This window comes from Agromyces binzhouensis (assembly GCF_042672355.1).
Lineage (GTDB): Bacteria > Actinomycetota > Actinomycetes > Actinomycetales > Microbacteriaceae > Agromyces > Agromyces binzhouensis.
Map to the genome: position 1 here is coordinate 218,485 of NZ_JBHXVJ010000007.1, position 12,860 is coordinate 231,344.

General features: G+C 71.9%; 11 protein-coding genes, 1 tRNA gene and 1 pseudogene. 9 read left to right on the forward strand and 4 right to left on the reverse strand.

Annotated features, from left to right (window positions below; translation table 11 throughout):
* Positions 1-28: 28 nt before the first annotated feature.
* Positions 29-265, reverse strand: a complete 237-nt coding sequence (locus ACFVHK_RS13860; protein ID WP_376929300.1) for a DUF1653 domain-containing protein — start codon at positions 263-265, stop codon at positions 29-31.
* Positions 266-651: 386 nt separating this feature from the next.
* Entirely contained in the window at positions 652-984 is a 333-nt protein-coding gene (locus ACFVHK_RS13865; protein WP_376929301.1) for a hypothetical protein, read from the reverse strand.
* A gap of 177 nt (positions 985-1,161) precedes the next feature.
* Between ACFVHK_RS13865 and ACFVHK_RS13870 the strand changes: the two are divergent.
* Positions 1,162-1,380 (forward strand): annotated as a pseudogene (locus tag ACFVHK_RS13870) (tyrosine-type recombinase/integrase); the annotation flags it as partial.
* A gap of 55 nt (positions 1,381-1,435) precedes the next feature.
* On the opposite strand, the gene ACFVHK_RS13875 reads toward ACFVHK_RS13870, so the two are convergent.
* Positions 1,436-1,517 (reverse strand) — tRNA-Leu (locus tag ACFVHK_RS13875).
* A gap of 111 nt (positions 1,518-1,628) precedes the next feature.
* On the opposite strand from ACFVHK_RS13875, the gene zwf reads away from it, so the two are divergent.
* On the forward strand, positions 1,629-3,032 hold the full coding sequence (gene zwf, locus ACFVHK_RS13880) for a glucose-6-phosphate dehydrogenase (protein WP_376929302.1): 1,404 nt from the start codon (positions 1,629-1,631) through the stop codon (positions 3,030-3,032).
* Positions 3,033-3,068: 36 nt separating this feature from the next.
* Here zwf and ACFVHK_RS13885 read toward each other — a convergent pair whose 3' ends face one another.
* Complete coding sequence (locus tag ACFVHK_RS13885; RefSeq protein WP_376929303.1) at positions 3,069-3,758, reverse strand: hypothetical protein; 690 nt, start codon at positions 3,756-3,758, stop codon at positions 3,069-3,071.
* Positions 3,759-4,060: 302 nt separating this feature from the next.
* On the opposite strand from ACFVHK_RS13885, the gene ACFVHK_RS13890 reads away from it, so the two are divergent.
* The 7 genes from ACFVHK_RS13890 (at position 4,061) to ACFVHK_RS13920 (ending at position 12,852) form a co-directional block, all read left to right on the forward strand.
* Positions 4,061-4,297: a hypothetical protein gene (locus tag ACFVHK_RS13890; RefSeq protein WP_129235106.1), complete on the forward strand. Its 237-nt coding sequence runs from the start codon at positions 4,061-4,063 to the stop codon at positions 4,295-4,297.
* A 102-nt stretch (positions 4,298-4,399) separates the two neighbouring features.
* A complete protein-coding gene (locus ACFVHK_RS13895; RefSeq protein ID WP_376929304.1) occupies positions 4,400-6,637 on the forward strand; it encodes a PAS domain S-box protein in 2,238 nt (745 codons plus the stop codon).
* 3 nt (positions 6,638-6,640) lie between these two features.
* Positions 6,641-8,302, forward strand: coding sequence for an FAD-dependent oxidoreductase (locus tag ACFVHK_RS13900; protein WP_376929305.1), 1,662 nt, complete (start codon positions 6,641-6,643; stop codon positions 8,300-8,302).
* Positions 8,303-8,569: 267 nt separating this feature from the next.
* Positions 8,570-9,490: a transposase gene (locus tag ACFVHK_RS13905; RefSeq protein WP_376929306.1), complete on the forward strand. Its 921-nt coding sequence runs from the start codon at positions 8,570-8,572 to the stop codon at positions 9,488-9,490.
* Between the two features lie 313 nt (positions 9,491-9,803).
* The gene (locus tag ACFVHK_RS13910) at positions 9,804-11,039 is read left to right on the forward strand and encodes a CpaF family protein (RefSeq protein ID WP_376929307.1); all 1,236 of its coding nucleotides are present in this window, start codon (positions 9,804-9,806) and stop codon (positions 11,037-11,039) included.
* Complete coding sequence (locus tag ACFVHK_RS13915) at positions 11,036-11,917, forward strand: type II secretion system F family protein (protein ID WP_376929308.1); 882 nt, start codon at positions 11,036-11,038, stop codon at positions 11,915-11,917. The genes ACFVHK_RS13910 and ACFVHK_RS13915 overlap by 4 nt, the downstream gene beginning before the upstream one ends.
* Complete coding sequence (locus tag ACFVHK_RS13920; protein ID WP_376929309.1) at positions 11,905-12,852, forward strand: type II secretion system F family protein; 948 nt, start codon at positions 11,905-11,907, stop codon at positions 12,850-12,852. Before ACFVHK_RS13915 ends, ACFVHK_RS13920 begins: the two co-directional genes overlap by 13 nt.
* The last annotated feature ends 8 nt before the right edge of the window (positions 12,853-12,860 follow it).

Sequence of the window (12,860 nt, forward strand, 5' to 3'; positions counted from 1 at the left end):
ACGTCGGAGGCCGGGCCGAGGCATCCGTTCACCGCTCGTCGACGCGGCGGAAGCGGGGGATGAGCGCCCCGTCGACCTCGACCTGCTCGGCGAACATGTGGGCCGGCCGCACCCAGACGCCCCGATCGCCGTACAGCTGTCGGTAGACGACGACCCACTCCTCGGTCTCGCTGTGCCGGGCGAGCGTGAGGACCTCGTAGCGGCCGCCCTTGACGTGCTCGTAGGTGCCGGGGGAGACGGCGGGCGGTTCGGGCACGTGCGGCATGGGGACATCGTACGGAGCCTGGACGTCCACCCCGACGCGTCCGCCGGCGGGCGTTCGCGTGGCGCCGGTCGAGACCGAATCGAGCCGAGCGCGGAAGGTGGGACTTGAAATCTCCTCGACCCTCCAGCGATCACGGGGGAGTTGACTCGATCGCCTGATCAGGCGTCCAATCCTCGATTCCCTTCGATCGCGTTCGATGCTGTTCAGTGCCCACAGGGTGTGGGCAGATGTGCGGTCAGGCGTCGCTCGTGGCCGACCACGCACGGCTGGAGGCCATCGAGCGCGCTTGAGTCGATCCAGAGCAAGGGCGCGAGGCCGCCGGCCTGATGACGGCGCAGGTCGCGCCAGCCTCGCGATCGGTCGAGGCGATGCGACCACCAATCAACCTAAACCCAGCCCGCGATGGCGAGTCCGCCGAAAAGCGGGACGAACATCGCTGCGAAGGCCGCGAGGGGAATCACAGCGACCATGTAGTACGGCTTCCCCCGTCTGGTCTTGAGGAGTCTGATTCCGAGGTAGACCGCGACGAGAAAGAGTGCGATGACTCCCAAGAACATCACGTTGGAGCCGCTGGCAATAGCGAAATCGTCCGCGCCGCAACCGAGCAGCGGGTCGCATAGATCGCGCCTTTTCCCAAAGCCCGCTTGGCCGAACGCGACGATCACGAACGCGCCAAACAGCAGCGCAATATCGAGTGCGACGGTCCAGAAGGTCGCCATCCGATAAGAGTCTTCGTCCACAGGCGTCAAATTAGCGCGCCAGCGGAAGCGTCACCGCCTACGACTGGCCGCGTGTCCCTCGGTGCGACGTGACGAGACCCCCGTGCGTTCCACTCGCCGGGGGGACTCGTTCCATGCGCCGTCGCCCTTCTTCCCCGAGTCGAGATGGAACCGATCCATGACTTGAGGCACACCGCGGCCGCGCTCGCGGTGGCCTCGGGGGCGCACGTCCAGGCGGTGCAGCGCATGCTCGGGCACGCCTCGGCGGCGATGACGCTGGACGTCTACGCCGACCTGTTCGACGACGATCTGGACGGCGCCGCGACCCGTCTGGACGACGGCGCTGCGCGTGCTGGTGTGGGCAGAGTGTGGGCACGCGCCGCCTCGGGGGCATGAGCGAGGCCCCGACTCCCGCGTGATTGCTGGGAAGTCGGGGCCTCTGATCTCCGAGTGCGGAAGGTGGGACTTGAACCCACACGCCCGAAGGCACAGGAACCTAAATCCTGCGTGTCTGCCGATTTCACCACTCCCGCGAGTGCCCGTTCAGTCTAGGCGGCGATGAGGCGCCGGCCCGGCAGGGGCCCGGCATCGCCGAGGCATCCGCCCCTTGTCGGCGTCGCCGCATCTCGGCCAGACTGCCGCCCATGGGGGCAACGGATGACACGACCGCGCGCCGCGACGTCCTGGTGATCTTCGGCATCACCGGCGACCTCGCCCGCGTGATGACCTTCCGATCGCTGTACCGGCTCGAGCGGCGGGGTCTCCTCGACTGCCCGATCGTCGGGGTCGCGTTCGAGGACTGGACGAAGGACCAGCTCGCCGAGCGTGCGAGAGAGAGCATCGCGGCGACGGAGGGCGAGGTCGACGACGCCGTCCTCGGCCGGCTGATGGATCGCATGTCGTACGCGCACGGCGACTTCGGCAGGCCCGAGACGTACGAGGGCGTGGGGAAGGCGATGGGCGGGGCGGAGCATCCGCTCTTCTACCTCGAGGTGCCGCCGAACCTGTTCGCGACCGTCGTGAAGGGCGTCGCGGGCGCGGGGCTCGCGACGAACGCGCGGTTCGTGATCGAGAAGCCGTTCGGGCACGACCTCGCCTCCGCGAAGGCGCTCGCCGACGAGCTGCACTCCGTCGTCGACGAGTCGCAGCTGCTGCGCGTCGACCACTACCTCGGCAAGGTCGGGCTCGAGGAGATCCCGTTCCTGCGCTTCGCGAACACGATGCTCGCCCCCGCGTGGAACCGAGACCACGTCGACCACGTGCAGATCTCGATGACCGAGGCGTTCGGGGTCGACGATCGCGGGCACTTCTACGATCCCGTCGGCGCGCTCCGCGACGTCGTCGTGAACCACCTGCTGCAGGTCGTCGTCGCCGTCGCGATGGAGGCGCCCGACCCGGGCGACCGCTCGTCGATCGGTCGACGGCGGACCGAGCTGCTGCGCGAGATCGTGCCGGCGGACCCGGCGCGGTACGTCCGCGGGCAGTACGACGGCTACCGCGACGTCGACGGCGTCGCCGCCGACTCGACGACCGAGACGTTCGCCGCGCTCGAGCTCCGGATCGACAACCCGCGATGGGCGGGCGTGCCGTTCTTCATCCGCACCGGGAAGCGGCTCCACGTCACCGAGGCCGAGGTGCGCATCGTCTTCCGCGAGGCTCCGTCGCTGGGGTTCGGGTTGCGCGGCGACCACCCGCCGTCGAACGAGCTCGTCGTGCGGCTCGGTCCGACCTTCGGCGTCCGCGTCGCGCTCGTGGCGCAACGAGTGGATGCCGCCGACCCCGAGCTCGCGGAGCTCGACGTCGGGTTCGCCGCGGCGCCCGGCGAGGCGCCGACCCCGTACGAGGTGCTGTTCGAGGCGGCGCTCGCCGGCGGCGGGATGCGGTTCGCCAGCCAGGGGACGATCGACGCCGAGTGGCGCGTCATCCAGCCCCTGCTCGATGCGCCGCCCGAGGTGCATCCGTACGAGCCGGGTACGTGGGGGCCGTCGGCCGCCGACGCACTCGTCGAAGGGCGGGGCGGATGGCGCGAGCCCTGGCTCGACGGGTGACGCCGACCGGCCGCCGACTCCGACCCGCAGCCGACCTCAGCCCGCCGCGCGGTCGTCGCCCGCGAACCGCTGGACGAGCTGCGCCTTGCGGCGGATCGCCTGCTCGTCGGTCGGCAGGTCCCAGATCGTGACGTGGTCGTCGGGCCCGACCGTCTCGACGCCCGTCGACGTCACGATCTCGATCTCGTCGTGTTCGATCCCGAACAGGTCGGCGCCCGTGCGGGCGCCCCAGCGGACGATCGTCCCGATCGGCTCGCCGTCCGGCCTGGCGAGGACGTGGCCGACGTGCTGGGGCCCGAGACTCCTGGCCGACAACCGACGGAGCGGTCGGGGCTCGCCGCCCGTCGGGTTCGGCCAGCACACCCTGCACGAGCGCACTCCGGGGAGGTCGCGTGCGGCCTGCCGCGTGATCAGGTTCGGCAGCGGGAGCCGGTAGTCCGGGTCAGAGGCGAGACGCCTCCGGTGCGGTTCGGTCCACCTCGACGGACGATCCAGGTGCGACTCGATCGAGGCGCATTCGAGGCGGTGCAGCATCTGCTCGCGCGCCGAGCCGCCACGGGTCACGGCGTATTCGGCGCCCGAGGCGAAGCCGCGCCGGAGCTCCGCGACCTCCTCGGCGACGATGCGCGCGACGAGGTCGTCGACGGCCTCGCTCCGGTATGCGTCGTCGTCGCCGGTGGGCGCGGCGCCGACCTCCGGGGTGCGTGCGGGTTCGGGTCCGGTCATCGCGTTCGCTCCGTTCTCGTCGCCCCCCGCGACCGTGTCTCTCGGCCGAGAGTAGTCAGGCGGTGCACCCCGGCGCGCGGCGACGCGCGGGCGTGTCGGTGCGGTGGCACCCGAACGCGGGGGTCCGCCGCGCGCCGGGCCGCGGCATCGGCCCACGCTGCGCCCGGAGTGCGGTTGACTGGAGCCATGGCGCATCGGCAGCGTGGACGACGGGCGGGCTCGACGTGAGCGGGGGTGTCGGCCGCGGATTCGGGCCCGGTCGGGGTGTCCCGGGCGACGGGGAGCCGACGCGGCGGCCGTCGATGGCCGCGATCATCGGCATCGCGCTCGCCGTGTTCGCGTTCCTCCTGCCCTCGTGGTGGGCGCTGCCCGTCGCGGCGATCGCGATCGTGCTCGGCGTGGTCGGGCGCCGGCAGTTCCGCGCCGACCCGATCACCGGGCCGGGATGGCTGTCGCTCACGGCGATCATCCTCGGAGCGTTCGTGCTCCTCGGGCAGATCGCCATCCTCGTCACCGCCCTCGTGTCGACGCCGGTCTGAGCCGACGACGCCCCGTACGGGGGACAGTCCGACGCGCGACCGCGTCGATAGGGTGGCGAGACACGACCAGCGACGACGAAGCGGACGACGGGAGGAGGCTCCGTGGCCCAGCTCGGCTCGATTCTCGTGATCTCCGACGACGCCCGGGCGATCGCCGACCTCAGCGGCATCCTCGAGGAGGACCGCTACACCGTCCTCACGGCCGAGGGGGATCCGGCTCACGCGCACGCCGCCCTCGCGCACGGACCCGACCTGATCGTGCTCGATGCAGGTCTCCGGCGCGCCGACCCGTTCGCGCTCGCCGCCGAGTTGCACGGCGCCGACGAGACCCACGACCTGCCGGTGATCTTCATGGCCGCCGACGCCGACGTCGAGACCCGCGTGCGCGGGCTCGAGGCGGGCGACGACCTCATCGGGATCCCGTTCGACGCCCGCGAGGTGCTGGCGCGCATCGAGCGCCAGGTCACGGTGTCGAAGGTGCGGATGGCGCTGCGCGAGTCCGAGGCGAAGTTCCGCTCCGTCATGGAGTCGGCGATCGACGCGATCATCTCCGCCGACGCGGCAGGTGTCATCCGCAGCTGGAACAGCGCGGCCACCGCCCTGTTCGGCCACACCGAGGCCGAGGCGATCGGCCGGCCGCTCGAGCTCGTGATCCCCGAGCGGTTCCGCGAACTGCACCGCACGGGCATCCACCGCGTCAGCACGGGCGGTGAGACGCACGTCATCGGTTCGACCGTCGAGCTCGCCGCCATCCGCAACGACGGGTCGGAGTTCCCGATCGAGCTCTCGCTCGCGACCTGGTTCCTCGACGAGGACCGCTACTACACGGGCATCATCCGCGACATCAGCGAGCGCAAGCAGGCGGAGCAGAAGTTCCGGTCGGTGACCGAGTCGGCGATCGACGCGATCATCTCGGCCGACCACACCGGCCGCATCATGTCGTGGAACTCGGCCGCGACCCGCATCCTGGGCTACGACGAGGACGAGGCGGTCGGGCAGCAGCTCGAACTCGTCATCCCGCCCGAGTTCCAGGAGCTGCACCGGGCGGGCATGAAGCGCTACACCGAGACCGGCGAGGCCCACGTCATCGGCACGACGGTCGAGCTCTCGGCGATCACGAAGTCCGGCGAGCAGATCCCGATCGAGCTGTCGCTGTCGACGTGGACCGTGCACGAGGACCGCTACTACACGGGCATCATCCGCGACATCGGCGAGCGCAAGGCCGCCGAGGAGGCGCTCCGCCAGAGCGCGCAGCAGCTCCGCGAGCGGACCGACGAGCTGCGCGGCAAGAACTCGGTGCTCGAGGAGACCCTCGCGCAGATCGGCCAGATGCAGGACCAGCTGATCCTGCAGGAGAAGATGGCCTCGCTCGGCAAGCTGAGCGCCGGCATGGCGCACGAGCTGAACAACCCGGCATCAGCTGCCCAGCGGGGCGCATCGCAGGCGATGGCCGTCTTCGCCAAGCTGCAGGAGGCGCAGCTCCAGCTCGGGCGACTCGGGCTGTACGGCTCCAAGATGGAGCACCTCCGTGAGCTCGACCGGATGGCCGTCGAGCGCGCCGACCAGCCGATCGAGCTCGGCGCGCTCGAGCGCAGCGACCGGGAGGCGGAGGTCGAGGACTGGCTCGACGAGCACGACGTCGACGACGGCGGGGAGCTCGCGCCTGCGCTCGTGAGCCTCGGACTCGACGTCGACGACCTCGACGGCCTCGCGGCGACCTTCGTCGGCGAGGAGGCCTCGGTCGTCGTCGAGTGGCTCGGACTGAAGTTCCTCATCTACACGCTGCTCTCGGAGGTCGCGGTCGGCACGACGCGGATCGTCGACCTGGTGAAGGCGCTGAAGACCTATACGTACATGGACCAGACGCCCGTGCAGGACGTCGACGTGCGCCGCGGCCTCGACAACACGCTGATCATCCTGCACAACAAGCTCAAGGGCGGCGTGCACGTCGTCCGCCGGTACGACGACGACCTCCCGGCGATCCAGGCGTATGCGAGCGAGCTCAACCAGGTGTGGACGAACCTCATCGACAACGCCATCGACGCCATGCACGGCGTCGGCACGCTGACGGTCCGCGCCCGGCGCGATGGCGACGTGGTCGAGGTGCAGATCGAGGACGACGGCCCCGGCATCCCGCCCGAGAACATGGTCGTGCTCTTCGACCCGTTCTTCACCACCAAGCCGGTGGGCGAGGGCACGGGGCTCGGCCTGCCGATCTCGCGGAACATCGTGGTGAAGAAGCACCACGGCGACATGACGGTCGAGTCGGTCCCGGGCCGGACGTGCTTCACGGTGCGCCTGCCGATCGATTCCACGCCAGGCGACGACGGAGAGGGCTGAACCGTGGCCAAGCCGGTGATCATGACGGTCGACGACGAGCCGCAGGTGCTCAACGCGATCGCCCGCGACCTGCAGGCGCGCTACCGCTCCGACTTCCGCATCGTGAAGGCGTCATCGGGGCAGGAGGGGCTCGACGCCGTGGGGGAGTACCTCAAGCGCGGCACGCCCGTGGCGCTCTTCATCGTGGACCAGCGGATGCCGGGCATGACCGGCACCGAGTTCCTGGAGCAGGCGCTGAAGCTCGTCCCCGACGCCAAGCGCGTGCTGCTCACCGCCTACGCCGACACGAACGCGGCGATCACGTCGATCAACGCGCTCGACCTCGACTACTACCTCCTGAAGCCGTGGGATCCGCCCGAGGAGCGGCTGTACCCGGTGATCGACGACCTGCTCGACGACTGGCGCGCGAGCGCGCCCCCGGTGTACGAGGGCATCCGCGTCGCCGGGGCACTGTGGTCGCCCACGACGCACGCCGTGAAGGACTTCCTCGCGCGCAGCCAGATCCCGTACCAGTGGCTCGACATCGAGAAGAACGAGGGTGCGCGCGAGCTGGTCGAGGCGTCGACGAGCGGCACGCGCAAGCTGCCCGTCGTCTTCCTGCCCGACGGCACGACGCTGTTCTGCCCCGACCTGCACGAGCTGGCCGAGCGCATCGGCCTGCGGGCGCCCGCGCAGCAGCCGTTCTACGACCTCGTGGTCGTGGGCGCCGGACCCGCCGGGCTCGCCGCCGCGGTCTACGGCGCCTCGGAGGGGCTGCGGACCGCGGTCGTCGAGCGCGAGGTGCCGGGCGGCCAGGCCGGCACGAGCTCGCGGATCGAGAACTACCTCGGCTTCCCGAACGGCATCAGCGGCGCGGACCTCGCGCGGCGTGCGGTGACGCAGGCGAAGCGGCTCGGCGCCGAGATCCTGAGTCCGCAGTCGGTCACCGGCATCCGACTCGAGGACTCGTACAAGATCGTCACGCTCGACGACGGCAGCGAGCTGCGCTGCCGCGCGCTCGTGCTCGCGACCGGGGTGTCGGCGCGCACGCTCGACGTGCCCGGCGAGGAGCGGCTGCTCGGGGCATCCGTCTACTACGGCGCCGCCGCCTCCGAGGCGGTGGCGTACAGCGGATGCCGCGTCACCGTCGTCGGCGGCGCGAACTCGGCCGGGCAGGGCGCGATGTTCCTGTCGCGGTACGCGGCCGAGGTCACCATCCTGGTCCGCGGCGACGGGCTCGAGTCGTCGATGTCGCGCTATCTCATCGACCAGATCGAGGCGACGCCGAACATCACGGTGCGGCCGCACTCGCGCGTCGTCGCGCTGTCCGGCGAGGAGCGCCTGGAGTCGGTCACGGTCAGCGACATGGGGACCGGCGGCGAGGAGGAGCTGCCCGCCGACGCGATGTTCGTGTTCATCGGGGCGGTGCCCGGCACAGGACTCGTGCGCGGTCTCGTCGAGCTCGACGACCACGGCTTCGTCCTGACCGGGCAGGACCTCGTGCGCGACGGCCGACGCCCGCGAGGGTGGACGCCCCAGCGCGACCCGTTCCTGCAGGAGGCGAGCGTGCCGGGCATCTTCGCCGCCGGCGACGTGCGGCACGACGTGATGCGACGCGTCGCCTCGGCCGTCGGGCAGGGCTCGGTCGCGGTGAGCCTCGTGCACAAGTACCTCGAGACGGTCTGAGGCGGGGCGGCGGCGTCCCCGCCCCGGCTCGAGGTCGGCTGAGGACTGTGGGTTCGCAGGATGACGTGGAGCACGCGACTCCATCGCCGGGCATGACGCGGCTCATCCTGCGTACTCGGAGCGCTCGCCGTCGCGCGACGCGAGGCATCGCTCGCGCGGCGGCCGGGTTCGCAGGATGACGTGCGGTTCACCCTCGTGGGCGAGCGGATGTCGCGGCTCATCCTGCGTACTCCGCCACCTGGGCGGCGATCGCGCCATGATGGTCGCATGGCGACCGACCCGGTGGCGGAGGCGGCCGACGCGCTCTACGCGCTCGTGCCCGAGGAGTTCACCGCGGCGCGCAACGCCCGCGCGGCGGATGCGCGCAGCGCGGGCGAGCCCGCGCTGGCGAAGGCGATCGGCGCGCTCCGCCGCCCCTCGCCCTCGGCGTGGATCGTGAACCGCCTGGCGCGCGACGAGCCCGATCGCCTGGGCGACCTCGTCGGCCTCGGCGGCGAACTCGCCGACGCGCAGGCCGCCGGCGACGGGCGGGCGCTCGGCGCCCTGGTCGCCGAGCGGCGCGAGCTCATCGGCGACCTCATGCGGCTCGCAGTGTCACTGACGGATGCCGCGGACCGCTCGCCGTCGCGCGCCGTGCTCGACGAGGTGGAGCAGACCCTGGTCGCCGCGAGCGTCTCCGCCGAGGCGGGCGCCGCCGTTGCGAGCGGCCGGCTCGTGCGCGCGCTGCGCGCGGTGGGCGTGGACGTCGACGTCGCGGGTGCGGTCGGCGGTGGCGAGCCCGGCCCGCCGCGCCGGCTCGGGCGGCGTCCGTCCGAGCGGGCCGAAGGGCGAGCGGATGCCGCCTCCCGCGACACCTCGCGCACGGATCGCGCCGATCGGGCCGCCGAGGCGGCGCGCCGGGAACGCGAGCGACTCGAGGAGGCCGCGCGACAGGCGCGCGAGCGCGCCGACGATGACGAGCACGCGCTCGCCGAGGCATCCGCTCGCCTCGAACGCGCGGAGCGAAGGTTCGACGACCTCGAGGCAGAGCGAGACGAACTCGAACTGCGCCTGTCGCAGGTGCGCGACGAGCTCCGCCCCGCCGAGCGGGAGGTGCGCATCGCGACGCGCGCCCGGGAGTCGGCCAACGCCGAGGCGGCGAGGTCGGCACGTGCTCGCGATGAGGCGCAGGCCGCGCTCGACCGTTGAGCCGACCCCGAGGCGCGGCGCGACGTCGATCCGAGTACCGTGAGCCATGGTTCCCCCCTGACCCGGCGACGGGAGCGGGCAATGGCCGAGAAGACTTGGGAATGCCGGATCGGCATCCACAAGTGGGTGCTGCAGCACGAGCCGGAGACCGGCGACCGATACTACGAGTGCGCCCGCTGTGGGAAGGAACGCTCACCCGACGGTCCGGGCGTTCCGCCGATCCCGGGCACCTGACGACGGCCCCTGCTCCCGCTCCGTCCATGGTGTGGATAACTGAGCGGGCGATCCGCTCCGTTTCTCCAAGATGGTGGCCATGTCCGACCCCGTGCGCACCATCGCCGAGCGCGTGCGCGGTCGGGTGCTCCGCGAGGGCGTCGACCTCGCGCGCGACGAGGCGATGGCCGCGCGGTTCGCCGCCGAAGAGGTGCGTCGGTACTCCGAGCGCGCGCTCGCCGGCGCGCACGCGCCGCTCGTCGACGAGCAGGGCGCGGCGCGCGAGGTCGTGGCATCCATCACCGGGTACGGCCCGCTGCAGCCGTTCTTCGACGACCCGGCCGTCGAGGAGATCTGGATCAACTCGCCGACCCGCGTGTTCGTTGCGCGCAGCGGCGTGGCCGAGCTCACCACGGTCGTGCTGTCCGATCGCGAGGTGCGCGACCTGGTCGAGCGGATGCTCCAGCACTCGGGCCGCAGGGTCGACCTCTCGTCGCCGTTCGTCGACGCGTCGCTGCCCGACGGATCTCGGCTGCACGTCGCGATCCCCGATGTCACGCGAGCCCACTGGGCGGTGAACATCCGGAAGTTCCAGCAGCGCATCCGCTCGCTGCAGCGGCTCGTCGAGCTCGGCTCGATCACCCGACCCGCGGCCGAGTTCCTCCGGATGAGCGTGCTCGCGGGCGCCAACATCCTCGTGTCGGGCGCGACGCACACGGGCAAGACGACCATGCTGAACGCCCTGCTCGCGGCGACGCGCATCGGCGAGCGGGTCGTCACCGTCGAGGAGACGTTCGAGCTCGACCTCGACGTGCGCGACCTCGTCGCCATGCAGTGCCGCCAGCCCAACCTCGAGGGCAGCGGCGAGATCACGCTCCGTCGACTCGTGAAGGAGGCGCTGCGGATGCGTCCCGACCGGCTCGTCGTCGGCGAGGTGCGGGAGGCGGAGAGCCTCGACCTGCTCATCGCCCTGAACTCCGGCGTGCCCGGCATGTGCACGATCCACGCGAACTCCGCGCCGGACGCGCTCGCGAAGCTCTGCACGCTGCCGCTCCTGGCCGGCCGGAACATCGACTCCGCCTTCGTGGTGCCGACCGTCGCATCCTGCATCGACCTCGCCGTCCACCTCGGCATCGACCGTGACGGACGGCGCCGCGTCGTCGAGATCGCGGCGACGACCGGCGCGACCGACGGTGCACGCATCGAGGTCGAGGCGATCTTCCGCCTCGACCGATCGGCCGATGAGCTCGCCTGCACGGGAGCGCACCCGGCTCGGCTCGAGAAGTTCGCAGCGGCGGGGCTCGATCCGGCGATCGTCCTGGGTGCGGCCGCGTGAGCCTCATCCTCGGTGCGACGCTCGGCGCCGGCATCGTCCTCGTGCTGTCGCCGTGGCTCTGGCCTGCGCGACGATGGCCGCTCGGCACGTCGGACGATGTCGGCGCGGGGCGCGGCGCGCTCGCCGCCGTCCGCGACGAGCTCGCGCTCGCCGGCCTGCCCGGGGTGCCGATCGCGATCGTCGTCATCGTCGGTGTCGTGCTGGCGGTGCTCGCCGCGGCGATCGCGCAGGCCGTGTTCGGCGTGCCGTTGCTCGCGTTCATCGCGGCACTGCTCGCCGCCGGAGCCATCCCGATCGTGATCAGGTCACGTGCGAACCGCCGTCGCGCCGTGAACCGAGCGATCTGGCCCGATGTCGTCGACCACCTCGTCTCGAGCGTGCGGGCGGGAATGAACCTCCCCGACGCCGTCGCCGCGCTCGCCGACCTCGGCCCCGCGGCGACTCGAAGCGCATTCGCGGGCTTCGACCGCGACTTCCGCCGCACCGGCGACTTCGGCTGGGCCGTCGACACGCTGAAGGCGCGTCTCGCCGACCCTGTCGCGGATCGCATCCTCGAGACACTGCGGATGGCGCGCGAGGTCGGTGGAACCGACCTGACCGCGGTGCTCCGCGGGCTCGCGAGCTACCTCCGCGAGGATGCCGCGCTGCGGGCCGAGGTCGTCGCCCGCCAGGGTTGGATCCGCAACGCCGCGCGCCTCGGCGTCGCCGCACCGTGGCTGCTCCTGTGCGTGCTCGCGACCAGGCCCGAGACACTCGCCTCGTACGACTCGCCGGCGGGCACCATGCTGATCCTCTGCGGTGTCGCCGTCACGATCGTCGCGTATCGGCTGATGCTCGGCCTCGGCCGACTCCCCGAGGAGCGCCGATGGTCCAGCTGACCGCGACGCCGATCGTCGCGGTCGCGCTCGGCGCGATGCTCGGGCTCGGCCTGTGGCTCATCGCGGCATCCGTTCCTCGCATCGGCCGGGCCCGACTGGTCGACCGCGTCGCGCCGTACATCACCGATGTCTCCGACGAGGCGCGTGCCATGCGCGCCAGGCCGCAATCCGACCCGGGCTCGGTCATCGGGATGCTCGTGCTGCCCGCCGCGCGGCGAGCACGTGGCATCCTGTCGTCGATCCTCGGCGGCAACGACACGGTCGCGCGCCGGCTCCGGCAGGCCGGGGCGGGTGCGACGGTCGAGCGGTTCCGCGGACGGCAACTCGTCTGGGCGGCGGCGGGCTTCGCCTCGGCCGGGCTGATCGCGCTCCTCGCCCCGACGATGGAGACGGCGCCCGCGGTGCTGCGCTGGGCGATCCCGCCGTTCGGAGCGGCGGCCGGCGCGGTCGCGGCCGACTGGATGCTGCAGCGCGCCGCGCGGCGCCGCCTCGCGCGCATCACGAGCGAGCTGCCCACGGTGCTCGAGTTCCTCACACTCAGCCTCACCGCGAGCGAGAGCATGCTCGATGCGCTCCGCCGCGTGGCCCGGACGGGCTCCGGTGAGCTCGCCCGGGAATTCTCCGGCGTGGTCGCGGCGGTCGGCGCGGGCGTCCCGATCGGCACCGCGCTCGCCGACGTGCGCGACGGGCTCGATCATCCGGAGCTGTCGCGAGCAGTCGACCAGGTGCTCGGCGCCCTCGACCGCGGCACCCCGCTCGCCGACGTCCTGAGGGCTCAAGCAGGCGACGCCCGAGCTCAGGCAAAGCGCACCATCATCGAACTCGCGGGCCGCAAGGAGATCGCGATGCTGGTGCCACTGATCTTCCTCATCCTCCCGGTCACCGTCGCCTTCGCCCTGTTCCCCGGCTACCTCGTGCTCCAGGCGGGATTCTGATGCGCCGT

Excerpts from the sequence above, each read along its gene's own strand:
- ACFVHK_RS13860 (WP_376929300.1), bottom strand. The coding sequence starts at position 265 with ATGCCGCACGTGCCCGAACCGCCCGCCGTCTCCCCCGGCACCTACGAG.
- ACFVHK_RS13865 (WP_376929301.1), bottom strand. The coding sequence starts at position 984 with ATGGCGACCTTCTGGACCGTCGCACTCGATATTGCGCTGCTGTTTGGC.
- zwf (WP_376929302.1), top strand. The coding sequence starts at position 1,629 with ATGGGGGCAACGGATGACACGACCGCGCGCCGCGACGTCCTGGTGATC.
- ACFVHK_RS13885 (WP_376929303.1), bottom strand. The coding sequence starts at position 3,758 with ATGACCGGACCCGAACCCGCACGCACCCCGGAGGTCGGCGCCGCGCCC.
- ACFVHK_RS13890 (WP_129235106.1), top strand. The coding sequence starts at position 4,061 with ATGGCCGCGATCATCGGCATCGCGCTCGCCGTGTTCGCGTTCCTCCTG.
- ACFVHK_RS13905 (WP_376929306.1), top strand. The coding sequence starts at position 8,570 with ATGGCGACCGACCCGGTGGCGGAGGCGGCCGACGCGCTCTACGCGCTC.
- ACFVHK_RS13910 (WP_376929307.1), top strand. The coding sequence starts at position 9,804 with ATGTCCGACCCCGTGCGCACCATCGCCGAGCGCGTGCGCGGTCGGGTG.
- ACFVHK_RS13920 (WP_376929309.1), top strand. The coding sequence starts at position 11,905 with ATGGTCCAGCTGACCGCGACGCCGATCGTCGCGGTCGCGCTCGGCGCG.